The organism is Geodermatophilus sp. SYSU D00708 (genome assembly GCF_054050115.1).
Genome location: NZ_JBJGYS010000008.1, coordinates 105,307 through 130,596, shown reverse-complemented (window position 1 = coordinate 130,596; position 25,290 = coordinate 105,307). Strand labels below are relative to the sequence as shown.

Annotated in this window: 23 protein-coding genes, 1 pseudogene and 1 riboswitch; of the genes and pseudogenes, 16 read left to right on the top strand and 8 right to left on the bottom strand. The window is 74.8% G+C overall.

What is annotated here, in order from left to right:
* Window positions 1–26 precede the first annotated feature (26 nt).
* Genes ACI79D_RS09500 through ilvD form a run of 3 tightly spaced genes read left to right on the top strand, consistent with a single transcriptional unit; the run spans window position 27 to window position 4,174 of the window.
* Entirely contained in the window at window positions 27–1,166 is a 1,140-nt protein-coding gene (locus ACI79D_RS09500; RefSeq protein ID WP_456918123.1) for a hypothetical protein, read from the top strand.
* Entirely contained in the window at window positions 1,163–2,503 is a 1,341-nt protein-coding gene (locus tag ACI79D_RS09495) for an FAD-dependent oxidoreductase (RefSeq protein ID WP_456918122.1), read from the top strand. The genes ACI79D_RS09500 and ACI79D_RS09495 overlap by 4 nt, the downstream gene beginning before the upstream one ends.
* The gene (gene ilvD, locus ACI79D_RS09490) at window positions 2,504–4,174 is read left to right on the top strand and encodes a dihydroxy-acid dehydratase (RefSeq protein ID WP_456918121.1); all 1,671 of its coding nucleotides are present in this window, start codon (window positions 2,504–2,506) and stop codon (window positions 4,172–4,174) included. It begins immediately after the preceding gene.
* On the opposite strand, the gene ACI79D_RS09485 is transcribed toward ilvD, so the two are convergent.
* The 3 genes from ACI79D_RS09485 to ACI79D_RS09475 all read right to left on the bottom strand — a co-directional run bounded on the left by ACI79D_RS09485 (window position 4,123) and on the right by ACI79D_RS09475 (window position 8,444).
* On the bottom strand, window positions 4,123–5,595 hold the full coding sequence (locus tag ACI79D_RS09485; protein WP_456918120.1) for an MFS transporter: 1,473 nt from the start codon (window positions 5,593–5,595) through the stop codon (window positions 4,123–4,125). The genes ilvD and ACI79D_RS09485 overlap by 52 nt on opposite strands.
* Window positions 5,596–5,636: 41 nt before the next feature.
* Window positions 5,637–6,863 carry a formaldehyde dehydrogenase, glutathione-independent gene (fdhA, locus tag ACI79D_RS09480; protein ID WP_456918119.1) on the bottom strand — a complete coding sequence of 409 codons (1,227 nt, stop codon included), beginning with the start codon at window positions 6,861–6,863 and terminating at the stop codon, window positions 5,637–5,639.
* Between the two features lie 117 nt (window positions 6,864–6,980).
* Window positions 6,981–8,444, bottom strand: a complete 1,464-nt coding sequence (locus ACI79D_RS09475; RefSeq protein ID WP_456918118.1) for an aldehyde dehydrogenase family protein — start codon at window positions 8,442–8,444, stop codon at window positions 6,981–6,983.
* 213 nt (window positions 8,445–8,657) lie between these two features.
* Between ACI79D_RS09475 and mdlC the strand changes: the two genes are divergently transcribed.
* The 11 genes and pseudogenes from mdlC to ACI79D_RS09420 all read left to right on the top strand — a co-directional run bounded on the left by mdlC (window position 8,658) and on the right by ACI79D_RS09420 (window position 19,172).
* Window positions 8,658–10,259 (top strand): benzoylformate decarboxylase, encoded by a 1,602-nt coding sequence (mdlC, locus tag ACI79D_RS09470; protein WP_456918117.1) that lies wholly within the window; start codon window positions 8,658–8,660, stop codon window positions 10,257–10,259.
* A 250-nt stretch (window positions 10,260–10,509) separates the two neighbouring features.
* Window positions 10,510–11,844, top strand: a complete 1,335-nt coding sequence (locus ACI79D_RS09465) for an MFS transporter (protein ID WP_456918116.1) — start codon at window positions 10,510–10,512, stop codon at window positions 11,842–11,844.
* 358 nt (window positions 11,845–12,202) lie between these two features.
* A complete protein-coding gene (locus ACI79D_RS09460) occupies window positions 12,203–13,750 on the top strand; it encodes a histidine kinase (RefSeq protein ID WP_456918115.1) in 1,548 nt (515 codons plus the stop codon).
* Window positions 13,747–14,439: a response regulator gene (locus ACI79D_RS09455; protein ID WP_456918114.1), complete on the top strand. Its 693-nt coding sequence runs from the start codon at window positions 13,747–13,749 to the stop codon at window positions 14,437–14,439. Before ACI79D_RS09460 ends, ACI79D_RS09455 begins: the two co-directional genes overlap by 4 nt.
* Window positions 14,440–14,605: 166 nt before the next feature.
* A pseudogene (locus ACI79D_RS09450) lies at window positions 14,606–15,598 on the top strand (PDR/VanB family oxidoreductase); the annotation flags it as partial.
* A gap of 50 nt (window positions 15,599–15,648) precedes the next feature.
* Window positions 15,649–16,740, top strand: coding sequence for a Rieske 2Fe-2S domain-containing protein (locus ACI79D_RS09445; protein WP_456918113.1), 1,092 nt, complete (start codon window positions 15,649–15,651; stop codon window positions 16,738–16,740).
* An 11-nt stretch (window positions 16,741–16,751) separates the two neighbouring features.
* The gene (locus ACI79D_RS09440) at window positions 16,752–17,456 is read left to right on the top strand and encodes an alpha/beta hydrolase (RefSeq protein ID WP_456918112.1); all 705 of its coding nucleotides are present in this window, start codon (window positions 16,752–16,754) and stop codon (window positions 17,454–17,456) included.
* Between the two features lie 41 nt (window positions 17,457–17,497).
* Window positions 17,498–17,776 carry a muconolactone Delta-isomerase family protein gene (locus ACI79D_RS09435; RefSeq protein ID WP_456918111.1) on the top strand — a complete coding sequence of 93 codons (279 nt, stop codon included), beginning with the start codon at window positions 17,498–17,500 and terminating at the stop codon, window positions 17,774–17,776.
* On the top strand, window positions 17,773–17,967 hold the full coding sequence (locus tag ACI79D_RS09430; protein ID WP_456918110.1) for a hypothetical protein: 195 nt from the start codon (window positions 17,773–17,775) through the stop codon (window positions 17,965–17,967). The genes ACI79D_RS09435 and ACI79D_RS09430 overlap by 4 nt, the downstream gene beginning before the upstream one ends.
* On the top strand, window positions 17,957–18,322 hold the full coding sequence (gene ligA, locus ACI79D_RS09425; protein WP_456918109.1) for a protocatechuate 4,5-dioxygenase subunit alpha: 366 nt from the start codon (window positions 17,957–17,959) through the stop codon (window positions 18,320–18,322). The genes ACI79D_RS09430 and ligA overlap by 11 nt, the downstream gene beginning before the upstream one ends.
* Window positions 18,315–19,172 carry a class III extradiol dioxygenase subunit beta gene (locus ACI79D_RS09420; protein ID WP_456918108.1) on the top strand — a complete coding sequence of 286 codons (858 nt, stop codon included), beginning with the start codon at window positions 18,315–18,317 and terminating at the stop codon, window positions 19,170–19,172. The genes ligA and ACI79D_RS09420 overlap by 8 nt, the downstream gene beginning before the upstream one ends.
* A gap of 121 nt (window positions 19,173–19,293) precedes the next feature.
* Here ACI79D_RS09420 and ACI79D_RS09415 read toward each other — a convergent pair whose 3' ends face one another.
* From ACI79D_RS09415 to ACI79D_RS09400, 4 genes are read right to left on the bottom strand one after another with little or no spacing between them, the layout of a single operon-like run.
* Window positions 19,294–19,821: a cysteine dioxygenase gene (locus ACI79D_RS09415; RefSeq protein WP_456918107.1), complete on the bottom strand. Its 528-nt coding sequence runs from the start codon at window positions 19,819–19,821 to the stop codon at window positions 19,294–19,296.
* 40 nt (window positions 19,822–19,861) lie between these two features.
* Entirely contained in the window at window positions 19,862–19,945 is an 84-nt protein-coding gene (locus ACI79D_RS09410; RefSeq protein ID WP_456918162.1) for a putative leader peptide, read from the bottom strand.
* A 1-nt stretch (window position 19,946) separates the two neighbouring features.
* A complete protein-coding gene (locus ACI79D_RS09405) occupies window positions 19,947–20,447 on the bottom strand; it encodes an NADPH-dependent FMN reductase (RefSeq protein ID WP_456918106.1) in 501 nt (166 codons plus the stop codon).
* A complete protein-coding gene (locus tag ACI79D_RS09400; protein ID WP_456918105.1) occupies window positions 20,444–21,565 on the bottom strand; it encodes an LLM class flavin-dependent oxidoreductase in 1,122 nt (373 codons plus the stop codon). Before ACI79D_RS09400 ends, ACI79D_RS09405 begins: the two co-directional genes overlap by 4 nt.
* A 229-nt stretch (window positions 21,566–21,794) precedes the next feature.
* Window positions 21,795–21,908, top strand: a riboswitch (SAM riboswitch).
* 31 nt (window positions 21,909–21,939) lie between these two features.
* Between ACI79D_RS09400 and ACI79D_RS09395 the strand changes: the two genes are divergently transcribed.
* The gene (locus ACI79D_RS09395) at window positions 21,940–23,322 is read left to right on the top strand and encodes an aminotransferase class V-fold PLP-dependent enzyme (protein ID WP_456918104.1); all 1,383 of its coding nucleotides are present in this window, start codon (window positions 21,940–21,942) and stop codon (window positions 23,320–23,322) included.
* 5 nt (window positions 23,323–23,327) lie between these two features.
* On the opposite strand, the gene ACI79D_RS09390 is transcribed toward ACI79D_RS09395, so the two are convergent.
* Window positions 23,328–24,239, bottom strand: a complete 912-nt coding sequence (locus tag ACI79D_RS09390; protein WP_456918103.1) for a hypothetical protein — start codon at window positions 24,237–24,239, stop codon at window positions 23,328–23,330.
* A gap of 68 nt (window positions 24,240–24,307) precedes the next feature.
* On the opposite strand from ACI79D_RS09390, the gene ACI79D_RS09385 reads away from it, so the two are divergent.
* Window positions 24,308–25,282 carry a sulfotransferase gene (locus ACI79D_RS09385; protein WP_456918102.1) on the top strand — a complete coding sequence of 325 codons (975 nt, stop codon included), beginning with the start codon at window positions 24,308–24,310 and terminating at the stop codon, window positions 25,280–25,282.
* Window positions 25,283–25,290: the final 8 nt, after the last annotated feature.

Below are 25,290 nucleotides of genomic sequence, written 5' to 3'. Positions count from 1 at the left end.
ACCTGTCGCTGCCTGAGGAGGAGCCGGTGAGCAGTTCGCTGGAGACGCGCGCGCCCGGGGCGGAGGACGCCCTGCCGCAGGTGGACGTCGCGACCCTGCGCCGCGTGCAGGAGTTCTACGCCGCCCAGGAGTGGACCGACGGGCTCCCGGTGATGCCCGTGACCGAGTCCTACCTGGCCGAGTTCCTCGCGCAGACCGCGCGCGACCCCGGCGAGGTCGTCTTCCGCATGCCGCACTTGGACCGGTCCTGCACGGTGCGCTCGGCGGCGATCAACGCGGCGATGGCCGGCTGCCTGCCCGAGTACTTCCCGGTCGTGCTCGCCGCGTGGGACGCGCTGACCGCCGAGGGGTACGCCGGCAAGGGCATCTGGCAGAGCACCACCGGCACCGCGCCGCTGCTCCTGGTCAACGGTCCCGTCCGGGAGCGCATCGGGCTCAACTCCCGCGGCAACGTCTTCGGCTCGGGGTTCCGCGCCAACGCCACCATCGGGCGGGCGATCCGGCTGACCGCCATCAACGCCTTCGGCCTGCACCCGCACCAGCTCGACCAGGCCACCCAGGGCACGCCGGCGAAGTACACCTGCTGCATCGCCGAGAACGAGGAGGACAGCCCCTGGGCGCCGTTCCCCACCGACCACGGCTTCGCTGCGGGGGACAGCACGGTGACCTCGATGCTCGTCCGCTCGGTCATCCACCTCGAGGCCCGGCACACCACCGACCCCGAGCAGCTCGGCCGCGACCTGGCCGGCACGCTGGCCCGCACCGGCGCGCTGGTGCACGAGACGATCAGCGGCTGCCTGGTCCTCGGCCCGGAGCACGCGCACGTGTTCGCCGCGGCCGGGTGGTCCAAGCTCGACGTCCGCCAGTTCGTGTACGAGCACGCGGTCAACACCCGGGAGCGGCTGGCCGAGGTCGGCAAGGACGCCGTGTCGCGGGAGACCCGCTGGCGGCTGCCGGCCGGCCATCCGGACGCGGTCCCCGACACCGCCGCCGAGGCCGGGCAGGACGTCGTCCCGGTGCTCAACTCGCCCGAGGCGCTGCTGGTCGTCGTGGCCGGCGCGCACAACGCCGGGGTGTCGGCGGTCGCCGAGACCTTCGGCCCGCGCGGCGGCTCCCCGGCGATCGCCCGCGTCCCCTCCACCCCGACCGCCGGGAGCCCGCGATGACCACCGTCCACGAGCCGGCCCGCGAGACGCCGGTGTACGGCGAGTTCGACGTCGTCGTCATCGGTGGCGGCCCGGCCGGGCTGATGGCCGCGGCCGCCGCCGCCCGCGCCGGCCGCTCCACGATCCTGCTGGAGCGCTACGGCTTCCTCGGCGGCGCGGGCACCATGGGCGGGTTGTCCACCTTCTGCGGGCTGCACGCGAAGGTGCACGGCGAGCACCGGCAGGTCATCCACGGCCTGGCCGACGAGCTGCTGGAGCGGCTGGTCAAGCTCGACGGCCTCAACGAGCCGCACCTGACCATCAACGACGGCATCCTCGCCCAGGCGTTCGACATCTCCGCCTACAAGCTGGCCGCCGACGAGCTGGTCACCTCCGCCGGCGCCCGGCTGCTGTTCCACGCCACCGCGGTCGGCGTGGTGATGGCCGACGACGGCGCGACGATCGACGCGGTCCTGATCGAGTCCAAGTCCGGCCGGGCCGCCGTCCGGGGCCGGGTCTTCGTCGACGCCTCCGGGGACGCCGACGTCGCCGCCTGGGCGGGCGTGCCGTTCGAGAAGGCGCCGCACCTGCTCTACCCGTCGCTGATGTTCCGGATCAACGGCGTCGACGTCGCCGCGGCCGGCCCCGCGCCGTGGCGCACCGTCGAGCGGCTGATGGACGAGGCCGAGGCCGCCGGCACGCACCGGTTCCCGCGGAAGAAGCCGATCGTCCGGCAGCAGCGCAACCCGCTGGAGTGGCGGGCCAACCTCACCCAGCTGTCCAACCCCGACGGCACCGCCGTCGACGGAACCGACGTCGACCAGCTGACCCGCGGCGAGCTGCAGGGCCGCCGCCAGTCGTTCGAGGCGTTCGACTTCATCAAGAACCGGACACCGGGCTTCGGCGACTCCTACATCGTCGACATCGCCCCGCAGATCGGCATCCGCGAGACCCGCCGGGTGTTCGGCGAGTACCGGCTCACCGAGGACGACGTCCTGGACTGCGCCGACTTCGACGACGCCATCGGGGTCAACGGCTGGCCGGTGGAGGCGCACGTCGCGGGCACCGTCGAGTTCCGCTGGCAGCGCGCGCCCCGCGGCTTCAACCAGCTGCCCTACCGGATGGTGGTGCCGCAGGCGGTGGACAACCTCTTCGTCGCCGGCCGGTGCGCGTCGATGACGCAGGGCGGCCAGTCGTCGGCCCGGGTCACCGGCCCGTGCTTCGTGATGGGCGAGGCCGTCGGCGTGGCCGCCGACCTGGCCATCGCCGGGGACCTGGCGGTCCGGGACGTGCCGGTCGCCGAGCTGCAGCGCCGCCTCGAGGCCGGCGGCGCCTTCCTGGGACGCGAGGAGATGTGAGTGACCACGCTGCGCAGCAACTTCCCGGTCGGCGGCACCCCCTGGGCGATGCGCCGGGCGCAGTGGACGGCGCTGGGCCTGTCCCCGGAGGACATGGAGAAGCCCAAGATCGCCGTCGTCAACAGCTCCTCGGGGCTGGCCAGCTGCTTCAGCCACCTCGACGGCGTCGTCCCGCCGCTGATGGACGCCATCCGCGCCGCCGGCGGCGTCCCGTTCGAGGTGCGCACCGCCGCCCCGAGTGACGCGATCACCAGCGCCGGGGCGCAGGGCCGCTACATCCTGCCCTCCCGCGACCTGCTGGCCAGCGACATCGAGGTCGCCGTCGAGGGCGCCCAGCTCGACGGCATGGTCACCCTCGCCTCCTGCGACAAGACCACGCCCGGGCAGCTGATGGCGGCCGGCCGGCTGGACATCCCGACCATCGTCGTGGGCTGCGGCTACCAGCCCTCGGGCGTCTACCGCGGCGAGCACGTCGACTGCGAGGACGTCTTCCTCTACGCCGGGCACGTGGCCACCGGCGCGATGACCGTCGAGGAGCTCGCCGAGATGGCGACCGTCGCGGTCAGCGGCCCGGGCGTGTGCGCCGGCATGGGCACCGCCAACTCGATGCACATCGCCACCGAGGCGCTCGGCATGGCGCTGCCCGGCAGCACCCCGGTGCTGGCCAACAGCCCCAGGATGTTCGCCGACGTGGCGCGGGCCGGCCGCCGGATCGTCGAGCTGGTCGAGGAGGACCTGCGCCCGCGGCAGGTCCTGACCCCCGGCGCGTTCCGCAACGCGGTGACCGCCGTGCTGGCCATCAGCGGCTCGGTCAACTGCGTCAAGCACCTGCAGGCGATCGCGGTGGAGGCCGGCTGCGACGTCGACGTCCTGGCGCTGTTCGAGGAGCTGGCCCCGCGGGTGCCGCTGCTCACCGGCGTCAAGCCCAACGGCGAGCGCCGGATCGACGAGTTCGAGGCCGCCGGCGGCGCCCAGGCGCTGCTGTACCAGCTGCGCGACCTGCTCGACCTCGACCGGCCGACCGTCGACGGGCGGACCCTCGGCGAGGTCCTCGGTGGCGTCACCGTGGCCGACGCCGACGTGATCCGGCCGGTCGACGCCCCGCTCGCCACCCACCCGGGCATCACCGTCGTCCGGGGCTCCCTGGCGCCCGAGGGCGCGGTGGTCAAGCGCACCGTCGCCGACGACGGGCTGCACCGCTTCCGCGGGCCGGCCCGGGTCTACTCCTCGCGCGAGGAAGGGCTGGCCGGCATCCGCGGAGGCGAGGTGCAGCCCGGCGAGGTCGTCGTCCTCAGCGGGCTGGGCCTGCGCGGCTCACCGGGGATGGCGCTGACCTCGGCGTTCGTCTTCGCCCTCGACGGCGCCGGGCTGGGCGACCAGGTGGTCGTGGTCACCGACGGCCAGATGTCGGGCCTGGTCAACAAGGGTCTGGTCGTCGCCGAGGTCAGCCCCGAGGGCGCGGTGGGCGGCCCGCTCGGGCTGGTCCGCGACGGCGACGTCATCTCCGTCGACGTCGACGCGCGCAGCCTCGAGCTGGAGGTGCCCGAGGAGGTGCTCGCCGAGCGCCGGGCGGAGATGGCGCCGCTGCCGCGGGCGGCCGGGTGCGGCTGGCTGTCGGTCTACGCCCGCTCGGTGACGCCGCTCTCCCGGGGCGCGACGCTCGGCGGCTGAGCGGCGGTCCGGCCGGCGAGGACCCAGGCCACGAGCGCGGCCAGCAGGCAGGCGACGCAGGCGATCGACCCGATGACCGTGTACGCGCCGCCGGCCGGCAGCCCCTCGCCGGCCGGCGTCGCCACGGACAGCACCGTGGCGGTCAGGGCGCTGCCCACGGAGAAGCCGGCGTAGCGCAGCACCTGGTTGAGGGCCATCGCGCTGCCGGTCTCCCGGGGCGGGACGGCGGAGACGACCAGCCCCGCGGCCGCGGCGAACACCGTGCTGACGCCGAGCCCGGCGACCGTGGTCACCACGACCAGGGCCCACAGGTCGCCGCGGTAGAGGGCGAACAGCGCCTGCGCGCCGGCCATCAGCAGCGCGCCGACCGCCAGCACCGCCCGCGGGCGGACCCGCTCGCCGAGCCGCCGGGAGAGCGGGCCGGCGAGCATGCCGGCCAGCGAGAACGGCAGGAGCAGCAGGCCGGCGACCAGCCCGGAGGCGCCGAAGCCGTAGCCGCTGTCCGCGGACGTCTGGGCCAGGATCGGCACCGAGCCCATCATGAGGTAGTTGGCCAGGCTGACCAGCAGGATCGAGGCGTGGCCCGCGGCCGGCAGCCGCCCGCGGGCCAGCCGCAGGTCGATCAGCGGGGCGCGGACCCGCAGCGCGACGAGCACCCAGGCGGCGAGCAGCAGCAGCGAGGCCGCGCTGACCAGCAGGACCCGGAGCGACGTCCAGCCCCAGGTCTCGCCCTCGCTGAGGGTGAGCAGCGCACCGGCCAGGCCGGCACCGAGCAGCAGCGCACCCCAGAGGTCGAACCGGCGCGGCGGGACCGGGGCGGCCGGCGGCAGCACGAGCGCCGCGGCGGCGAGCGCACCGGCGCACACCGCGGCCGCCGCCCAGAACGCAGCGGTCACCCCCGCGTACGTGGCGATCGCCCCGGCGATCGGGTAGCCCAGGCCGACGCCGGAGACCACGGTGATCGACAGCGCGGCGATCGCGCGGCGCGAGCGCGCGGAGGGCAGCGCCTCCCGGGCTGTCGCGATGAGCAGCGGCATCAGGCCGAGCCCGAAGCCCTGCAGCCCCCGCCCGGCGAGGAACCAGCCCAGCGACAGCGGCAGCGCGGTGAGCACGCCGCCCAGCACGACCAGGACCAGGGCGGACAGGGCCACGGTCCGGCGGTGCGACCCGTCGCCGAGCCGGCCCAGGACCGGCGTGGCGACCGCCCCCACCAGCAGCGGCATCGTCAGCGACCACTGCGCCACGTGCAGCGGGACGTCGTGCAGGTCGGCGACGGCCGGGATGAGCGGCGCGCCCACGCTGCTGGTCACCGCGACGACGGTGGCCAGGAGCACCAGGACGGGGACGAGCACGCCGGGGGAGCGCAGCCCCGTCCGGCGGCCGTCGCGGCGGTGCCGGACGGCCGTCGAGGACCCGACCACGCCGGTGGTCGGGTCCTCGACGGCGTCGGGGCGGTTGCTGGTCAGGCCGCGGCCTTCCCGGTCACGTTGTGCGGGTCGATGACGTACTTCTTCGCCACGCCGGAGTCGAACTCGGCGTAGCCCCGCGGGGCGTCGTCCAGGCTGATGACGGTGGCGTTGACCGCCTTCGCGATCTGCACCTTGTCGTGCAGGATCGCCATCATCAGCTGCCGGTTGTAGCGCATCACCGGGCACTGGCCGGTGGTGAACGACAGCGACTTGGCCCAGCCGGTGCCCAGCGAGATCGACAGCGCGCCCACCTTGGCCGCCTCGTCGATGCCGCCCGGGTCCCCGGTCACGTACAGGCCCGGGATGCCGAGCGAGCCACCGGCCGCGGTGACCTCCATGAGCGAGTTGAGCACCGTCGCCGGCGCCTCCTTCTGCGCGCCCGACCCGTGCCCGCGGGCCTCGAAGCCCACCGCGTCGACGCCGCAGTCGACCTCGGGGACGCCGAGGATCTGCTCGATCTGGTCCTTGGGGTCGCCCTTCGACACGTCGACGGTCTCGCAGCCGAAGGCGCGGGCGGCGGCCAGCCGGTCCTCGTTGAGGTCGCCGACGATGACGACGGCCGCGCCCAGGAGCTGGGCGGAGACCGCGGCGGCCAGGCCGACCGGGCCGGCGCCGGCGACGTAGACGGTCGACCCGGTGGTGACCCCGGCGGTGTAGGCGCCGTGGTACCCGGTCGGGAAGATGTCCGACAGCATGGTCAGGTCCAGGACCTTCTCCAGGGCCTGGTCGCGGTCGGGGAAGGCCAGCAGGTTCCAGTCCGCGTAGGGGACCATCACGTACTCGGCCTGGCCGCCCTGCCAGCCGCCCATGTCGACGTAGCCGTACGCCGAGCCGGGGCGGTCGGGGTTGACGTTGAGGCAGATGCCGGTCTTGCCCTCCTTGCAGTTGCGGCAGCGCCCGCAGGAGATGTTGAACGGCACCGAGCAGACGTCGCCGACCTTGATGAACTCCACGCCCGGGCCGGTCTCCACGACCTCGCCGAGGATCTCGTGACCGAGCACCAGGCCGTGCGGGGCGGTGGTGCGGCCGCGGACCATGTGCTGGTCGCTGCCGCAGATGTTGGTGGTGAGCACCTTGAGGATCGCGCCGTGCGGCACCTGCCGCCCGACGTTGTCCGGGTGGACGCCGGGGCCGTCCTTGAGCACGAGCTCCGGGTAGTCCAGGTCGGTGACCTCGACCTTGCCCGGGCCCTGGTAGGTCACGCCGCGGTTGTTCGCCATGGGGTCCTTCTCCTCGTCGTCGAGTGGACGCCAGCACCCTCGCAAGCTGCCGGCCGGTTCGGTCAACTGCTCTCCCGGAGGCGGGAGGACCACGTCCTCCCGCCCCCCGGCTGGTGCTCAGGCGGGGAAGCCCACCGCGTGGGTGTCCATGAACTCGCGGAGACCCTCGATGCCCATCTCCCGGCCCATGCCGCTGTGGTTGAACCCGCCGAACGGGGCGCGCTCGTCGAGGTGCGCGGCGCCGTGGGCGTTGACGAAGGTGTACCCGGTGCGCAGCCGGGCCGCGACCGCGGCGGCGCGGTCGAGGTCGGCGGTCCACACCGACGAGCACAGGCCCGACCAGGTGTCGTTGGCCCGGGCCACGGCGTCGTCCTCGTCGTCGAACGGCAGGATCGGCAGGGTCGGGCCGAACTGCTCCTCGACCACCACGCGGGCGTCGTCGGCCGGGTCGAGCACCAGGCTCGGCCGGAGGAAGTTGCCGGCGGAGATGTCGGCGCCCTCGGCGGCCTCGCCGAACTCGCGGACCTCGGCGCCGGACTCGCGCGCCTGCGCCAGCAGCTCGAGCACGTACTCCTTCTGCCGGGCCTGGTGCAGCGGGCCCATGGTCACGCCCTCGTCGAGGCCGTGGCCCAGCCGCTGGGCGGCGAGGATGCCCGAGAGGCCCTCGACGACCTCCTCGTACCGGGAGCGGTGCACGTAGAGCCGCTTGGTGGCCATGCAGATCTGGCCGGTGGAGTCGAACGTGCCGCCGAACATCCGCTGCATCGCGTCGCCGGAGAGGTCGGCGTCGGCCAGGACCAGCGCCGGGTCGTTGCCCCCGAGCTCCAGGGCGACGCGGGTCAGCGACTGCGACGCCATCGCCATGATCCGCTGTCCGCCGCCGACGCTGCCGGTGAAGCACACCTTCTTCACGCGGTCGTCGGAGATCAGCGCCGAGCCGATCTCGGCGTCGGCACCGGTGACCACGTTGAGCACGCCCGGCGGCAACAGCGCGGCGACCTGCTGCACGGTGCGGGTCGTGGCCAGCGGTGTGCTGGGCGGCGGCTTCACCACGACGGTGTTGCCGGCGACCAGGGCGTAGGGGAGCGAGGCGCCCAGGATGGCCAGCGGCCAGTTGAACGGCACGATGATCGTGACGACGCCCAGCGGCAGGTAGGAGACCGTCGTCCGGTACGGCGGGGCGGGGAGCTCGGTCGTGAGCCCGACCTGCTCGGCCAGGCCGGTGGCCAGGCCGCCCCGGTGGGCGAACACCAGGGAGTCGACGAAGGACTCCATCCGGATCTTGCCGTTCTCCCGCGTGAGGATCTCGGCGGTCGCGTGCCGGTCGGCCTCCAGCGGCGCCAGCGCCGCGGTGACCAGCTCGGCCCGCTCCTGCGGGGTGCGCGCGGCCCAGGCCGGGAAGGCCCGGTGCGCCGCGGCGACGGCCTCCTCGGCCTGCTTGGCGCTGGCCGCGGCCGCGTAGCCGACGACCGAGCGGCCGTCGGCGGGGTCGACCACCTGCAGGTGGTCGTCGGTGCTGCGGATCTCGCCGTCGATGAAGAGCTCTGTCCGGATCTCCGGCAGTTGGTCCAGTGACACCATGCGGGTCTGCTTCCTCGAGTGTCGGGTCTCGGGCGGACGTGCCCAGCGTCACGCTAGGCCCAGTGGTCCCGGGCGGCCCCGGGCATCCGACCGGACCGGCACCGGCCGCTCCGGAGGGGCCGGGCGAGACATCCGACGTAGGCGACGGGGCACCTCCGGCCGGGGACTAGCCTGCGCCACCACGTGCAGCGACGGCAGCAACAGGAGGACGCCGTGCCCACCGTCCGCGAGACCACCTACGACCTGCTCCGCGCCTGGGGGCTCACCACGGTCTTCGGCAACCCCGGCTCCAACGAGCTGCCCTTCCTCGACGGGTTCCCCGACGACTTCCGCTACGTCCTCGGCCTGCACGAGGGCGCGGTGCTGGCGATGGCCGACGGGTACGCCCAGGCCACCGGCCGGCCGGCGCTGGTCAACCTGCACTCCGCGGCGGGCCTGGGCAACGCGATGGGCAACCTCGCCAACGCCCGGGCCATCGGCACGCCCCTGGTGGTCACCGCCGGGCAGCAGGCCCGCGCGATGGTGGGGCTGGGCTCGGTGCTCGCCGAGCCGGGCATGACCCGGGTGCCCGAGCCGCAGGTGAAGTGGGCGTTCGAGCCGGCCCGCGCGCAGGACGTCCCCCGCGCGCTCTCGGAGGCCTTCCACCTCGCCACCCTGCCGCCCACCGGCCCGGTGTTCGTCTCCCTGCCGCTGGACGACTGGCGCCGGCCGGTGGACGACGACGAGGTCGCCTTCCTGGCCCGCCGCCGGGTGCGGGCGGCCGGCGCCCTGCCCGACGACGTCCTGGGCGAGCTGGCCGACCGGCTGACCGCCGCCCGGAACCCGGTGCTCGTCGTCGGCCCCGAGGTGGACGACGAGCGCGCGTTCCCCCTCGTCGTCGCCCTCGCCGAGGCGCTGCAGGCCCCGGTCTGGAACGCGCCGACGCCGCCGCGCGCCCCCTTCCCGACCCGCCACCCGCTCTGGCAGGGCTGCCTGCCCCCGAGCATCGCCGGCGTCTCCGAGCACCTGGCCGGCGCGGACCTGGTGCTCGTGCTCGGCGCGCCGGTGTTCCGCTACCACGCCTACCGGCCCGGCCCCTGGCTGCCCGAGGGCGCCGAGCTGGTGAGCGTCGGCAGCGACCCCGGCACCGCGGCGCGCGCCGCGTTCGGCGACGCGGTGGTCGCCGACGTCGCCACGGCCGCCCGGCAGCTGCTCGCTGCCCTGGAGGGACTGCCGCCGCGCCCGCCGCGGCCGGCGCCGCAGCGGGTCTCCGCGCAGGACCCCGACGCCGCCCCGTTCACCGCCGACGGCGTCTTCGCCCTGGCCAACCGGCTGCTGCCGGCCGGCGTGCGGTTCGTCAACGAGTCGACGTCCAACACCGCGCAGTTCTGGTCGCACCTGGACGTCGACCGGCCGCGCAGCCTGTTCTTCCCGGCCGCCGGCGGCCTGGGCTTCGGTCTGCCGGCCGCGGTCGGCGTCGCGCTGGCCGACCCGGCCCGGCCGGTGGTGGCGGTCCTCGGTGACGGCGCGTTCCAGTACGGCGTCCAGGGCGTCTGGACGGCGGTGCAGCGCCGGCTGCCGGTGACCTTCCTGGTGCTGCGCAACAACACCTACGGGGCGCTGAGCTCGTTCCTGGGGCAGCTGGGCGTGGCCGGCGTCCCGGGGCTGGACCTGCCCGGCCTGGACGCGGCCACCATCGGGCAGGGCTACGGGCTGCCCGGCCGCACGGTCACGACGGGGGAGGAGCTGGCCGAGGAGCTGGCCGCCGCCGGCAAGGCGGAGGGCCCGCGGGTCGTCGAGGTGCCGATCGCCGCCGAGACGCGCACCCTGGGCTGAGCCGTCCCGCCGGGGTCACCGTGACGCGCATCACGGCCCGCGTCAGGGCGGCCGTGCACGGCGTCGGCGCTGCTGAGCGGCACGACCGGGACGGATGACGTAGGCGTTGTCGCCGAGGCGACCCGGTGCGAGCGGGTCGGGCGGCTCACGACTTCGGTGTCAAGACCGGTTTCCATCGACGGGACGGTGTAACCGGCATCACGACCGGTGCGCCACCCCAGGCAGAGGCGTCCAGAGGAGAACTCCCCCCGTGGCAACCCACACCACCCCAGCGCCCGCGAAGGCCGGCCCGTCGAAGAAGAGCATCTTCGCGGCCAGCTTCGTCGGCACGTCGATCGAGTGGTACGACTACTACATCTTCGGCACCGCCGCCGCGCTGGTGTTCGGCACTGCCTTCTTCGGGGCCTCGTCGGTCGCCGGCACCCTGGCCGCGTTCGCCACCTTCGCCGTCGGCTTCGTCGCCCGGCCGCTCGGTGCCGCGGTGATCGGCCACTTCGGTGACCGGATCGGCCGCAAGTCGATGCTGGTGCTCACCCTGCTGCTCACCGGCGGGTCGACCTTCCTCATCGGCCTGCTGCCGACCTACGACGCGATCGGCATCGGCGCGCCGCTGCTGCTCGTCGTGCTGCGGCTGATCCAGGGCTTCGGCGTCGGCGGCGAGTGGGGCGGCGCGGTGCTCATCGCCACCGAGCACGCCAGCCCCCGCAAGCGGGCGGTCTACGGCAGCTTCGCCCAGTTCGGCGTCCCGATGGGCGTGCTCACCTCGAACCTCGCCTTCCTCGCCGTCTCCGGCCTCGATGACGACGCCTTCCTCAGCTGGGGCTGGCGGATCCCGTTCCTCGTCAGCATCGTGCTGGTCGTCGTGGGCTTCCTGGTCCGCAGCAAGCTCGAGGACGCGCCGGAGTTCCAGCAGGTCAAGGAGCAGAAGCAGGTCAGCAAGATCCCGGTGGCCGAGCTGGTCAAGCGCCAGCCGCGCACGCTGGTCCTGGGCAGCCTCGCCTCGATCGCGCCGCCGGCCGTCGGCTACACCGTCATCGTCTACATGCTCACCTACGGCACGACCGTCGTCGGCTTCGAGCGCTCCACGCTGCTGTGGCTGATCCTCGCCTCGACGCTGGTCTGGATCGCCACCATCGTCGTGGCCGCCGTGCTGTCCGACCGGTTCGGCTCGAAGCCGGTCTTCGCCCTCGGCGCGCTCACCGCGGTCATCTGGCCGCTGCCGATGTTCGCGCTGGTCAACACCGGCAACGCGGCCGCGGCGCTGCTCGCGTTCGTCGTCGCCGCCATCGTGCAGGGCATCATGGCCGGCGCCCAGGGCGGTCTGTTCACCGAGATCTTCGAGGTGAAGACCCGCTACAGCGGCATCTCCATCGCCTACCAGCTCGGCGGCATGATCGGTGGTGCGGTCACCCCGATCGCGGCCACCGCCCTGTACGGCGCCTACGAGTCCTCCACGCCGATCGCGCTCTACGTCGCGGTCCTGTCGCTGGTCAGCCTGGTCGCCGTGCTCGGCATCCGGGTGGTTCCCCGGAGCCGGCAGGCCGACGCCGACCGGCTGGGGACGTCGGTGGCCACCTCCGCCTGAGAAGGACCCCGTCCTCCCCACCCCTCGCAAGCTCGGGCGGGACCCGGGACGGGGCCAGGTGCCACGGCCGACCCCGTCCTCCCCACCCCTCGCAAGCTCGGCGCGGGACTCGGGACGGGGCCAGGTGCCACGGCCGACCCCGTCCTCCCCACCCCTCGCAAGCTCGGGCGGGACCCGGGACGGGGCCGCCGGCCGGGACCTCCGCGGTTCCCGGCCGGCGCGCCGTCGTCCGGGGCGGTGGGCGGGGGAGATCGGCTCCGCGGCCGCGGTGCGCCCGGGAGTAGCGTGCGGACGCACGTCGACCCGGGGCGAGGGCGCCGGGGACGACGGGCGGGACGGGGCGGGAGTGCGCAGTCAGGTGGATGCCGCGGCCGGTGCGGTGTGGCCCCCCGGCATCGGCGAGGACCCGGTGCTGCGCGCCCTGGTGGGCGTCTCCGCCGACGGCCTGGCCCTGGTGGACGACGCCGGCCGGCTGCTCGGCCTCAACGCCGCCGCCGCCGCGGTCCTCGGCTCGCCGGCCGCCGAGCTGGTCGGCGCCACCGTGCCCTTCGAGCCGCCGGCCGGGGACCCCGACGCCGCGGACCTGCGGCGGACCAGCTGGGCCGCGCCGGGCGGCAGCCGCCGGGAGCTCGAGTACCGGGTGCTGCCGGTGGGGCCCTCCCGCTGGGCGGTGTGGTTCAGCGACGTCACCGACCGCGTGCGCCAGCAGGAGCGGCTGACCGCGATCACCCGGGCGGCGTCCAGCGTCGCCGACGCCTACTCCCTGCGCGCCACCCTCGACGCCGTGGCCCGCGAGATCGCCATGACCGCGACCATCGCCGCCGTCCAGATCCTCGCCCTCGACGACCCCCGCGACGAGCTGCGGCTGCTGGGCATGGCCGGCTTCGGCGACGCCGAGGACTTCGCGGAGAAGCTCGCCGCCGCCCGTGCCCTGGGCGCCCGGGTGCTGTTCATGGAGGCGTTGCAGCGCCGGGAGCCGATCGTCAGCCTGCACCGCAAGCCGGTGATCATGGCCGACCCGACGTGGGGGCCGCTGCACGAGATCATGGGCCGCCCGGACTGGGACAGCTTCGTCTCGATGCCGATGGTCGTGCGCGGCCGGGCGCTGGGCATCATCAACGCCTACTACGAGCCGGGGGAGGACCCCGGGGCCAGTTCGCTGGCCTTCCTCGAGGCGATGGCCGACTCCGCGGCGGTGGCCATCGACACCGCCGCGCTGCTCGCCCAGACCCGGTCGCGGGCGCAGTCCGACGAGCGCCGCCGGCTGGCGCGGGACCTGCACGACTCCGTCGTCCAGCAGGTGTTCTCGATGCGCATGCAGGCCGAGGCGCTGCGTACCCACCTCGACCAGGCCGGCGCCGACCCGGCGGTCGTGCGCAGCGGCGCCGAGGAGCTCGCGGCGCTGTCGGCCAGAGCGCTGGCCGACCTGCGCGGGCTGGTCTTCGAGCTGCGGCCGCTGGACCTCGCGGAGAACGGCCTGGTCGAGGCGGTCTGCGCGCACGCCGCCGGCGTCGAGGCCCGCACCGGGCTGCTGGTCGACGTCGAGGCGCCCGGCGACCTCGACCTCGACGTCGACGTGGAGGTGCAGGAGGACCTCTACCGGATCGTGCAGGAGGCGCTGCACAACGTCGTGAAGCACGCGCACGCCACCGAGGCCGGCGTGCGCATCCGGCGGCCGGCCACCGGCGGCGGGCTGGTCGTCGAGGTCACCGACAACGGCTGCGGCGCGCTGCCCGACGGGGAGCCGGGGGAGCCGGCGCCGGGGTCGGGGAGGCTGGGGCTGGTGTCGATGCGCGAGCGCGCCGAGCGCTGGGGCGGGCGGCTGGCCGCCGGGCCCCGCCCGTTCGGCGGCTGGCGCGTGGAGGTGACGCTGCCCGCGCCGGGCGGCGAGGGGAGGAGCCGATGAGCACCGGACCGACCGACGCCGCGCCGGCGGCCGGGGTCATCGGCGTCCTGCTCGTCGACGATCATGCGATCGTCCGCCGGGGCGTGCAGGCCTACGTGGCCGGCATCCCGACGCTGCAGGTGCTGGGGGAGGCCGGTGACGGCCAGCAGGCCGTCGAGCTGCTGCACCAGTGGCACACCACCGGGCAGCCGCTGCCCGACGTCGTCCTCATGGACCTGCAGATGCCGCGCATGGACGGCGTCGCGGCCACCGCCGCGATCGTGCGGGCGCACCCGCAGGTGAAGGTCGTCGTCCTCACCAGCTTCGGGGAGGTCGAGCGGGTGCACGCCGCGCTGGCGGCCGGTGCCGCCGGCTACGTGCTCAAGGACGCCGACCCCGCGGAGGTGGCCACCGCGATCACCGCCGCCGCGGCCGGCGAGGTGCACCTGGACTCGGCCGTCGCCCGGCAGCTGGCCCGCCGGATGGCCGCGCCGCAGACCGGCCTGACCTCGCTCACCACGCGCGAGCGGGAGATCCTCACCCTGGTGGCACAGGGGCACTCCAACCGGGACATCGCCGACCGGCTGGTGATCAGCGAGCGCACCGCCCGCACCCACGTCAGCAACGTGCTGAGCAAGCTGCAGCTGTCCAGCCGCACCCAGGCCGCGCTGCTGGCGATCCGCGAGGGGCTCATCCCGCCACCGGCCTGAGCGACGCCCCGCCCGGGGTCCGTAGGACGGATGACGTAGCCGGGGGGCGCTGTCACGGCCGTTCCAGAGCCGACCTAGCGCCGATCCCCGCAGGTCGGGGCGCTCCTTACGGTGGGCGTGAGCGTGGTCACCCGGCTGCGCCGTGCCGCGAGAGCCCGCTGGAGGCCCACCCGTGACGTCCGTCCTCGACCGGAGCGCAGCCACCCGGACGTCGTCGGACTGGACCGCCGAGGTCGTCGTCGCGGCCCGCCGCGACGAGGCCGACGGGGTCGTGGGTCTCGACCTCGCCCTGCCGGCGGGGGAGCAGCTGCCCGCCTGGGCGCCCGGGGCGCACATCGACGTGGAGCTGCCGGGCGGCCTGACCCGCCAGTACTCGCTGTGCGGCGACCCGGCGGAGACCGGCACCTGGCGGATCGGCGTCCTGCGGGAGCCGGAGAGCCGCGGCGGCTCGCGCTGGATCGCCGACGAGCTCGCCGTCGGCGACACGCTGCGGGTGCGCGGCCCGCGCAACAACTTCCCGCTGCTGCCCGCGGCCCGCTACGTCTTCGTGGCCGGCGGCATCGGCATCACCCCGCTGCTGCCGATGATCCGCGCGGCCGAGGCGGCCGGCGCCGACTGGGAGCTGCACTACGGCGGCCGCACCCGCGCCTCCATGGCCTTCCTCGCCGAGCTGGCCGCGCACGGCGACCGGGTCACCCTGCACCCGCAGGACGAGGTCGGGCTGCTGCCGCTGGCCACCGTCCTCGGGACGCCGGCCGCCGACACCCTCGTCTACTGCTGCGGCCCCGCACCGCTGCTCGAAGCGGTCGAGGCCGCCTGCCGCCCGTGGGGCCCCGGCGCCCTGCACGTCGAGCGGTTCACCGCCGCCCCCGTCGTCGCCGACGGCGAGGACACCGCCTTCGAGGTGGTCCTGCAGCGCTCGGGCATCACCGTCGAGGTGCCGCCGGAGCTCACCGTCCTGGAGGCCGTCGAGAACGCCGGCGTCCCGGTCCTGTCCTCGTGCGCCGAGGGCATCTGCGGCACCTGCGAGACCGCCGTCCTCGAGGGCGAGCCCGACCACCGTGACTCCCTGCTCGACGACGACGAGCGCGCCGCGGGCGACGTGATGATGATCTGTGTGTCGCGGTGCCGGGGGCCGCGCCTCGTGCTCGACCTCTGATCCCTCCCGCCCGGCCTGAACCCGAACCGAACACCCACCGAGGAGTACCCGTGGCAGCCAACCCCATCGTCCTGAACGGCTGGTACATCGGCGCCTGGTCCGACGAGGTCGGCCGCACGCTCATGCAGCGCTGGATCTGCGGCCGGCCGGTGTGCTTCTACCGGCTGTCGGACGGCACCGCCAACGCGATCGAGGACCGCTGCCCGCACCGCCGCTACCCGCTGTCGCTGGGGCAGCTGGACGACGACGTCATCACCTGCAACTACCACGGCTACAAGATCGACGGATCGGGCCAGTGCGTCGGGGTCGCCGAGCAGCCGGACATGCCCAAGGGCGCCACGGTGCACCGGTTCCCGGTCGTGGAGCGCTACGGCATCGTCTGGATCTGGCCGGGTGACGCGGACAAGGCCGACCCCGACGACATCCCGGACGTCTCCTGGCTCGAGGACCCGAACTGGACCCACGTGCAGGGCTCGGTCGGGCTCAAGGGCCGCCAGGTGCTGCTCGTGGAGAACCTGCTCGACCTGACCCACGAGACGTTCCTGCACCCGACCTCGATCGGCAACGCCGCGGTCGCCGCCACCCCGATCGACGTGATCGGCGAGGGCAACAAGGTCTCCTTCGTCCGGCACATGATCGACATCGAGGCCCCGCCCTTCTACCGGTCCTCGATGGGCGTGACGACCAACATCGACCGCTGGCAGGACGGCGACTTCTACGCGCCGGGCATCTTCATCCTCAACATCCGGATCGCGCCGACCGGCACCGAGGAGCCCGAGGGCTTCCACATGAAGGTCATCTACGGCATGACGCCGGAGACCGAGACCACCACGCACGACTTCTTCGCCCTGGGCCGCGACTACAAGATCGACGACCAGGAGCTGTCGGACTTCCAGCTCAAGCAGCAGTTGGCGGTCATGAAGGAGGACGTCGACGCCCTCGAGATCCAGGAGAAGATGGTCGCCACCGACCCGGGCATGATCGAGTCCTCGATCCGCTCCGACGTCGCCGGCATCCGCGGCCGCCGCCTGCTGGAGAAGATGGCCAAGGCCGAGGCGGCCGCCCGCGGCGAGGCCCCGGCCCGCCCGGCGCGCCCCGTCCGCCCCGCCGCCGCCGCGCCGCAGCCGGCCGGTCAGGCCTGAGGGCCGGCACGATGGCGACCTTCGTCCTCGTCCACGGGGCCTGGCACGGCGGCTGGTGCTGGGACCGGGTGGCCCCGCTGCTCCGCGGCGCCGGCCACGAGGTCCACGCCCCCACGCTGACCGGGCTGTCCGAGCGCGCGCACCTGCTGTCCCCGCTGGTGGGGTTGGACACCCACGTGGAGGACGTCGTCCGGCTGATCGACACCTTCGCCCTGCGCGACGTCGTGCTGGTCGGGCACAGCTACGCCGGGCAGATCGTCACCGCGGTCGCCGACCGGCGGCCCGAGGCGATCGCCAAGCGGGTCTACCTCGACGCCTTCGTCGGCGACGACGGCGAGGCCGCGCGGGACCTGCTGCCCGAGCAGGTGGAGCACCACTGGGCCGAGTCGGCGGCCGAGCAGGGCTTCGGCTGGCTGGTGCCGGTGCGCAAGCTCTCGGTCCTCGGCGTCACCGAGCAGGCCGACGTCGACTGGCTGACCCCGAAGCTGACGCCGCACCCGTGGAAGACCTACCTCGACCGGCTCGACCTCACCGGCGCCGTGGACACTGTGCCCGCCGCGTTCGTCGAGTGCGTGACCTGGATGCGGGTCTTCCAGGCCCAGGGCGAGCGGGCGCGCGAGCGCGGCTGGCCGGTGCACGAGCTCGACACCGGCCACGAGGCGATGGTCACCGCCCCCAAGGCGCTGGCCGACGTCCTGCTCGAGCTCGCCCGCTGATCGCGGTCCCCACCCACCCGACCCACCCCCAGGAGACCACCGTGGAGTTCCTCGTCCGCTCCGAGAACCGCCTGCCCGCCGAGACGCCGGCCGAGCGGCGGGAGGAGCTGCGGACCGCCGAGCGGGCTCGCGCCATGGAGCTGCGCGCCGCGGGCACCCTCAAGCGGCTGTGGCGGGTGCCCGGGCGCAACGCCACCATCGGGCTGTACGAGGCGCCCGACGCCGCGGCGCTGCACGATGCCCTGGTGTCCCTGCCCATGTCCCCGTGGCTCGACGTGCACGTCGAGGCGCTGGCTCAGCACCCGCAGGAGAAGGCATGACCACCGCCACCGGTCAGAGCCCGCCCACCCGCCAGCTGCGCATCACCTTCCGCCAGTACGACGGTGAGATGCTCGGGACGTGCTGGTGCGGCCGCACCAGGACCAGCCCGCATCCGCGACCGCTGTGGGAGTGGCTGGACGACCACGAGCACCTCACCGGCGAGGAACGGAAGGGCAGCGATGAGCACTGACACCCCGATCGGCAGGTTCGACCTGCCGGGGACGCCGGTCTTCGACGGACAGACCAGCCGGCGCGGTTTCCGCATGAACAAGCTGTTCATGAGCCTGCGCTCGGCCGAGGCACGGGAGCGGTTCCTGGCCGACGAGGCCGCCTACTGCGACGAGTTCACGCTGACCCCGGAGCAGAAGCAGGCCGTCCTCGACCGGGACTGGCAGCGGATGATCGACCTGGGCGGCAGCATCTTCTACGTCTACAAGCTGGCCATGATGGACGGCCGGTCGATGCAGTACCTCGGTGGCGTCTTCAGCGGCATGACCGAGGAGGAGTTCGTGGCGGCGATGCGGGCAGGAGGACGACGTGGCTGAGGTGATCTGGGGTCTGGCGACCTCGCACGTCCCCTCCATCGGGGCCGCGATGGACCGCGGCAAGACCGAGGACCCGAACTGGAAGGGCCTGTTCGACGGCTACGCCCCGGCGCGGGAGTGGCTCGCCGAGCACAAGCCCGACGTGGCGATCGTCGTCTACAACGACCACGCCAACGGCGTCGACCTCGACATCGTGCCGACCTTCGGGATCGGCACCGCCGAGCGGTACGAGGTGGCCGACGAGGGCTTCGGCAAGCGCCCGGTGCCCGACGTCGTGGGCGACCCGGAGCTGTCGCTGCACCTGCTCGAGAGCCTGGTGGACGACGGCTTCGACCTCACCGTGTTCCAGGAGCTCGATGTCGACCACGGGTTCACCGTGCCGCTGTCGGTGTGGACGCCGGACCCGGGCGAGGCCTGGCCCTGCCCGGTGATCCCGCTGCTGGTCAACGTCATCCAGTACCCGCAGCCCACGGCGGCCCGCTGCTACGCGCTGGGGCAGGCGCTCGGCCGGGCCATCCGCAGCTACCCCGAGGACGTCAAGGTCGCGATCCTGGGCACCGGCGGGATGTCCCACCAGCTGGCCGGGTCGCGGGCGGGCTACATCAACCCCGAGTTCGACCACATGTTCCTCGAGGCCATCGAGAAGGACCCGGAGAAGCTGACCGCGCTCTCCCGCGAGGACTACATCCGCGAGGCCGGGTCCGAGGGCATCGAGATGATCATGTGGCTGATCATGCGCGGTGCGATGAACGCCCAGGTGAAGAAGGTGCACTCGCACTACTTCGTGCCGGCGTCCAACACCGCCGCGGCGATCGCGCTGTTCGACAACCGGGTGCCGCAGCCGGCGTAGAGGAGGACCCCGCCCTGCCCACCCTTCGCGAGCTCAGGGCGGGCTCCCGGACGGGGCCACACGAACGACGGGCCGTGCTCCCCTTCCGGGGGGCACGGCCCGTCGGCGTCTCCGGGTGCGGTCACCAGTCGACGCCGGCCCGCTCGGTGCCGGTGCGGATCAGCCCGCCCCGGTCGGCCCGGTAGGTGTTCATGACGGTCAGCCGCGGGCTGTAGACGTGCACGCTCACCGCCGGTTCCGGCGCGCGGTTGGCCACCCGGTGCACGTGGTGCGGCCCGAACGGGCGCACCCGGCCGGGCGCGAGCTGCCGGGCCTCCGGCAGCGCTCCGACCTCCTCCGCCAGCGTGCCGCGGACGACCGCGAAGGCCCCGGAGGAGCCGCCGTGGTCGTGCAGGTCGGTGCCCTGGCCGGGCAGCCAGGACAGCAGCCACACCTGGGCCTCGGCGAGGTCGGCGTGCAGGGCGGGGTCGAGGGCGTCGGCGGCGAAGCCGGGGTCGAGCAGGTGCGTCCAGCGGTGCTCGGCGCGGAACTCGACCAGCGGGGACCACCGGTGCTCGACCGCGGCGAGGGCCGCGGCGAGCCCGGCCGCGCCGGTGCGGCGGACGGTGGGGTCGGCGGACAGGGCAGAGGACAGCAGGGAACGGGTCATGACGAGGTCCTTCGGGGTCTGCGGGGAGAGTGGGCGGTCGTCAGCGGCGCCGACATCGCGCGCTGGCCACCCGCAGCAGGTCCACGGCGACGCGACGGGTGAGCCCGGGCCGGGAGACCGCCACGTCAGCCGCGCCGGGCGGTGCGGGCGGCGTCCACCTGCGGCCGCGCGGCGGTCAGCCAGGCGTCCAGCGGCGCGGGGTCGTCCCACGTCTTGTCCAGCAGGTACAGCCCGCGGGTGGGCGCGGTGGCGCCGAGCTCGACGAGCACCGGTTTGAGCAGCAGCTCGGGCGCGAGCGCGTGCGCCGGCCCGCCGCCCAGCATGAGCGGCACCGCCACCACCCCAGCGAGGTCGCCGGTGCCGATCTGGTCGAGGAACAGCTTGAGCAGGCCGGTGTAGGTGGCCTTGTAGGTGGGGCTGGCGACGACGGCGACCTCAGCCGTCCGCACCGCGGCGACCGCCTCCTCGACGGCCGGGTCGCCCCAGCCGAGCAGCCCGGCGCCGAGCTCGACGACGTCGACCACCCGGTCGGCCGGGGCGCCGGTCAGCCGCTCGACGACGAGCTCGGCCGCGGCGCGGGTGCGGGAGTGCGGCTTGGGGTTGCCGACGACCGCGACGGTGCTCACCGGGCTCCCGTCGCCGGGGTCGCCCGGGCCGCGTCGCGCTTGGCGACCTCCTCGCGCACGATCGGCAGCACGTACCGGCCGACGTCGATGGCGTCGCCGAGCAGGTCGTAGCCGCGCATCGAGATGATGTCGACGCCGAGGTCGACGTAGTCCAGCAGCGCCTGCGCCACCGTCTCCGGGGTGCCGACCAGCGCGTTGGAGTTGCCCGCGCCGCCGGTGGCCCGCGCCGTCGGCGTCCACAGCGCGCGGTCGAACCGCTCGCCGCGCTCGGCGATCTCCAGCAGTCGCTGGGAGCCGGTGTTCTCCGGGCCGGTGAGCGGGTGGCGCCGCGACAGCGGCTGCAGCCCCCCGCCGGTGCGGGCGGTGATCCGGTCGACGGTGCGGTACGCCTTCTCCCAGGCCAGTTCCTCGGTGGGGGCGATGATCGGCCGGAAGGCGACCTGGATGCGCGGCAGCGTGGTGCGCCCGGCGGCCCGGGCGGCGGCGTGCACCCGCTCGATCTGGGCCGCGGTCTCCGCCAGCGGCTCGCCCCACAGCGCGTAGACGTCGGCCTCGGCGCCCCCGGCGGCGTAGGCGGCCGCCGAGGAGCCGCCGAAGGAGACGTCGGGCCGGGGCTGCTGCACCGGGAAGGTGTCGCTGACGAAGTCGGCGAACCGGTAGTGCTCGCCGTCCCAGTCGAACGGCTCGCGCGAGGTCCAGGCCTTCTTGACGATCTGGATGTACTCGCGGGTGCGGCCGTAGCGCTGGTCCTTGGTCAGGTAGTCGCCCTCGCGCTGCTGCTCCCGGTCGGTGCCGCCGGTGATGAAGTGCACGGTCAGCCGGCCGTCGCCGATCTGGTCGAGGGTGGCGAAGGTCTTCGCGGCGAAGGTCGGGTAGCTGACGTTGGGCCGGTGGGCCAGCAGCACCTGCAGCCGCTCGGTGTGGGAGAGCAGGTAGGCAGCGGCGGCCGAGGGCTCCGGAGCACCGGAGCCGTAGGCGAACAGCACGCGGTCCCAGCCCCAGTCCTCGTGCGCGCGGCCGAGTCGCAGGGTGAACTGCTTGTCGAAGCTCGGCCCGGAGCGCGGGGTGGTCTCGGATCCGTCGTTGGTGGCGGCGATGCCCAGGAACTCGATCGGCACGGGGGTCCTCGCAGGGATGAGCGGCCGCGCGGGACGGCGGCCGGAGGGGGATCGGACGGGGGCGCCGTCAGCGACAGCGGGCCGACCAGACGCGGCCCAGGTCCACGTGCACCCGACGGACCAGCCGCGGCGCGGCGGCGGTCGGGACGGGGAGGACGGGCACGGTCATATCTCTACCATCCCGATCGGGTTTGACGACAATGCGGCCGGCGTGCCACGCTCCCGGTCAGGTCAAGAGCGCCAGCGACAAGCCCCGGCTCGCTGGCCGGCAACCCTTCCTCCGCGATGGGGTGCCCCGGGTGACGACCAGGCGGGTGCTGACCGGCGCCCGCAAGCGCGGACCCGAGGCGGGTCCCCGAACCGAGGAGGCCTGCGTGACCGGCGCCGTCCTGTCCCGTCCCGTCGTCGACGTCCCCGCGGCCCCGGAGCGGCCGCTGCTGCCGGTCGTCGGCGCGGACACCGAGGTGCCGCTCGTGCCGTCCGGCCGGCTGCGCTACGCCGACCTCGACACCGCGGCGAGCACGCCGGCGCTGGTCGCCGTGGCCGACCGGGTGGCCGAGGCGCTGCCGCTGTACGCGAGCGTGCACCGGGGCGCGGGCTACCTGTCCCAGGTGTCGACGGCGCTCTACGAGTCGGCGCGGGACACGGTGGCCGCCTTCGTCGGCGCCCGGCCCGACGACGTCTGCGTGCTGACGCGGAACACCACCGACGCGCTGAACCTGCTCGCCGGCTGCGTGCCGACGGGGGAGCGGGTGCTGGTGCTCGACTGCGAGCACCACGCTGACCTGCTGCCGTGGCAGCGCCGCACGACCACGACCGTCCTGCCCACCGGCGCGACGGTCACGGCGACCCTGCGGGCGCTGGCCGGTGAGCTCGCCGCGCGGCGGTACGCCCTGGTCGCGGTCACCGGCGCCTCCAACGTCACCGGGGAGGCGCTCCCGGTGGCCGACGTCGTGGAGCTGGCGCACGCGGCCGGGGCCCGGGTGGCCGTCGACGGCGCCCAGCTGGTGCCGCACCGCCGCTTCTCCCTGACCGCCACCGGCGCCGACTACGTCGCGTTCTCGGGGCACAAGCTCTACGCGCCGTACGGAACCGGGGCGCTCGTGGGTCGCCGCGACTGGCTGGACGCCGCCCCCGCGCACCTCGCCGGCGGGGGAGCGGTGCACACGGTGACCGTGGAGGCGGCGACCTGGGCCGCGGCGCCGCACCGGCACGAGGGCGGCTCCCCCAACGTGCTCGGCGCGGTGGCGCTGGCGGCGGCGTGCGACGCCCTCGCCGCGCTGCCGGAGGAGGCGCTCGAGGCCCACGAGCGGGCGCTGCGAGCCCGGCTGGAGGCCGGCCTGGACGCGCTGCCCGGCGTGCGCCGGCTGCGGATCTGGCCCGACTCGGTCACGCCCACCGGCGTGGTGGGCTTCACCGTCGAGGGCGCCGACCCCGGGCTGGTGGCGGCCGTCCTGTCGGCCGAGCACGGCGTCGGCGTCCGGGACGGCCGGTTCTGCGCCCACCCGCTGCTCGCCCGGCTCGGCGTGCCCGAGGGGGCGTTGCGGGCCAGCGTCGGCGTGGCCACCACGGCGGCCGACGTCGACCGGCTGCTCGACGGCCTGGCCGCGTTCCTCGCCGACGGGCCGGCGGCCGAGTACGTCGTCCGGGACGGCCGCTGGCAGCCGGCCGACGACCCGCGCCCGCTGCCCGGGCCGGCCGGCGCCGACCTCCGGGCGGTCACGCGCGGCGCCGGCTGCGGGCCGGCGGGGCACTGACCGTGTCAGCCCGGCAGCAGCACCGTGCGCAGCTCGTGGGCGCCGTCGGCGCGGGTCGCCTCGTAGAACCAGCGGACGCCGCCGCCGGGGACGGCCACCGCGTCGGCGTAGCGCAGCCCGCCCGGCGGGTGCGGGCTCTGCAGCAGCGGGCCACCGGGGACGGCGGTGAAGCGGCCGTCCCCGTCGGCCACCGCGAGCCCGGTGCGCTCCTCCCAGTTCTCCTCCGCCGTGGCCCGTCCGTCGTAGAGCGCCCAGGTCCCGGCGCCGTCCAGGGCGACGGCGGTGAACCGCACGCCGCGGGCGTCCCAGCTGCCCGGCGTGCCGGCCAGGGCGGTGCCCTGCCAGGTCCAGGCGACGCCGTCGTCGCTGGTCGCGTGCTCGGTGGTCATGCGATCGGTGGCCAGCGGGTCGTCGAGCGGGTGGACGCTGGCCCACAGGTGCCACCGCCGCCCGTCGTGCCGGACCACCGGGTCCTTGACCGCCTCGGCGTCGCTGCCCGGCAGCACCGTGCGCGGGGTCGCCGTCCCCAGGTCCTCGACGGTGCCGGCCTCCAGCAGGTCGACCCGCCAGTGCTTGGTGCCCGGGGTCGCGCAGCTGACGTAGAGCCGCCAGCGGCCGTCGGGCGTGTGCACCAGGGCAGGGCGCTCGAGCGACTCGGCGCCGAACGCGTCCTTGCCGATCCCCACCACGGGGGTGAACCGCACGCCGTCGTCGGAGCGGGCGACGACGTTGGCGAAGCCCCGGCCCTCGCCGAGCGGCCGCCGCAGCCGGTAGGCCAGCCACCACGTCCCGTCGACCAGCTGCGCCGACGGGCCGCCGGCCGACGAGCCCGGGCGGGCGTCCTCGGGAGCCACCGCCACCTCGGCGTCGGCCCAGAACCGCTGCGGGTCGGGGTGGCGGGAGGGGTTCTCGGGCACGCGGCGGCTCCGGTCTCGGGCGGTGGGGACGCCGCCCAGTGTGCACACCGATCCAGGAGGGGATCCGCATGAGCGGCCGACTGCCGCAGTTCGTCATCGCCGGCGCGCCCAAGGCGGGGACGACGGCCCTGCACGCCGCGCTGGCCACGCACCCGGGGCTGTACCTGTCCCCGGTCAAGGAGCCGAAGTACTACCTGACCGACGGCCGGCCCCCGCCGCGCAGCGGGCAGCGCGGTCCCGGGGACGCGCACAGCGCCCGGGAGTGGATCTGGCGCCGGGAGGACTACCTGGCGCTGTTCGCCGCCGCCCCGGAGGACGCCGTCCGCGGGGAGAGCACGCCGTTCTACCTCTACGACCGGGGCGCGCAGGAACGGCTCGCCGCGGACGTCCCCGACGTCAAGGTCGTGGTGGTCGTCCGCGACCCGGTGGACCGCGCCTGGTCGAACTGGGTGCACCTGCGGGCCGACGGGCTGGAGCCGGTGGCCGACTTCCTCACCGCCGTCCGGGCCGAGGAGCAGCGGGTCGCCGACGGCTGGGCGCCGTTCTGGCACTACCGCGGGCTGGGCCGCTACGGCGAGCAGCTGCGCGACCTGTACCGCTCGGTGCCGCGCGAGCAGGTGTTCCTGCTGCGCTACCGGCAGCTGGTCGACACCCCGCGGGAGACGCTGGACCGGGTCAGCACCTTCCTCGGCGTGGAGCCGGGGATCGCCCACACCGTGGCCCCCGAGAACGTCAAGCCCTACGTCGCCGACACCCCGCGGTACCGGGCGCTGGCCCGGGTCGCGCGGGTCGGGGCGGCGCTGGGCGCCTACGCCCCGCCGCAGGTGTGGCGGCAGGTCAGCCGCCCGCTGATCGCGGCGCTGCACGCGGGGCGGGCGCCGCGGCCGGACATGCCGGTCGAGGTCCGCCGCGAGGTGCTCGGCCCGCTGCTCGACGACATCGCCCTGCTCGAGGAGCTCACCGGCGAGTCCTTCGCCGACTGGAAGGGCGACACCGGCCGCGGCGACTTCCGGTCCCGCTCGGCCGGTTCGTCCCGGACCTGACCCAGGAG

Excerpts from the sequence above, each read along its gene's own strand:
- ACI79D_RS09440 (WP_456918112.1), top strand. The coding sequence starts at position 16,752 with ATGGCGACCTTCGTCCTCGTCCACGGGGCCTGGCACGGCGGCTGGTGC.
- ACI79D_RS09430 (WP_456918110.1), top strand. The coding sequence starts at position 17,773 with ATGACCACCGCCACCGGTCAGAGCCCGCCCACCCGCCAGCTGCGCATC.
- ACI79D_RS09385 (WP_456918102.1), top strand. The coding sequence starts at position 24,308 with ATGAGCGGCCGACTGCCGCAGTTCGTCATCGCCGGCGCGCCCAAGGCG.
- fdhA (WP_456918119.1), bottom strand. The coding sequence starts at position 6,863 with ATGGCGAACAACCGCGGCGTGACCTACCAGGGCCCGGGCAAGGTCGAG.
- ACI79D_RS09495 (WP_456918122.1), top strand. The coding sequence starts at position 1,163 with ATGACCACCGTCCACGAGCCGGCCCGCGAGACGCCGGTGTACGGCGAG.
- ligA (WP_456918109.1), top strand. The coding sequence starts at position 17,957 with ATGAGCACTGACACCCCGATCGGCAGGTTCGACCTGCCGGGGACGCCG.
- ACI79D_RS09475 (WP_456918118.1), bottom strand. The coding sequence starts at position 8,444 with ATGGTGTCACTGGACCAACTGCCGGAGATCCGGACAGAGCTCTTCATC.
- ACI79D_RS09415 (WP_456918107.1), bottom strand. The coding sequence starts at position 19,821 with ATGACCCGTTCCCTGCTGTCCTCTGCCCTGTCCGCCGACCCCACCGTC.
- ACI79D_RS09455 (WP_456918114.1), top strand. The coding sequence starts at position 13,747 with ATGAGCACCGGACCGACCGACGCCGCGCCGGCGGCCGGGGTCATCGGC.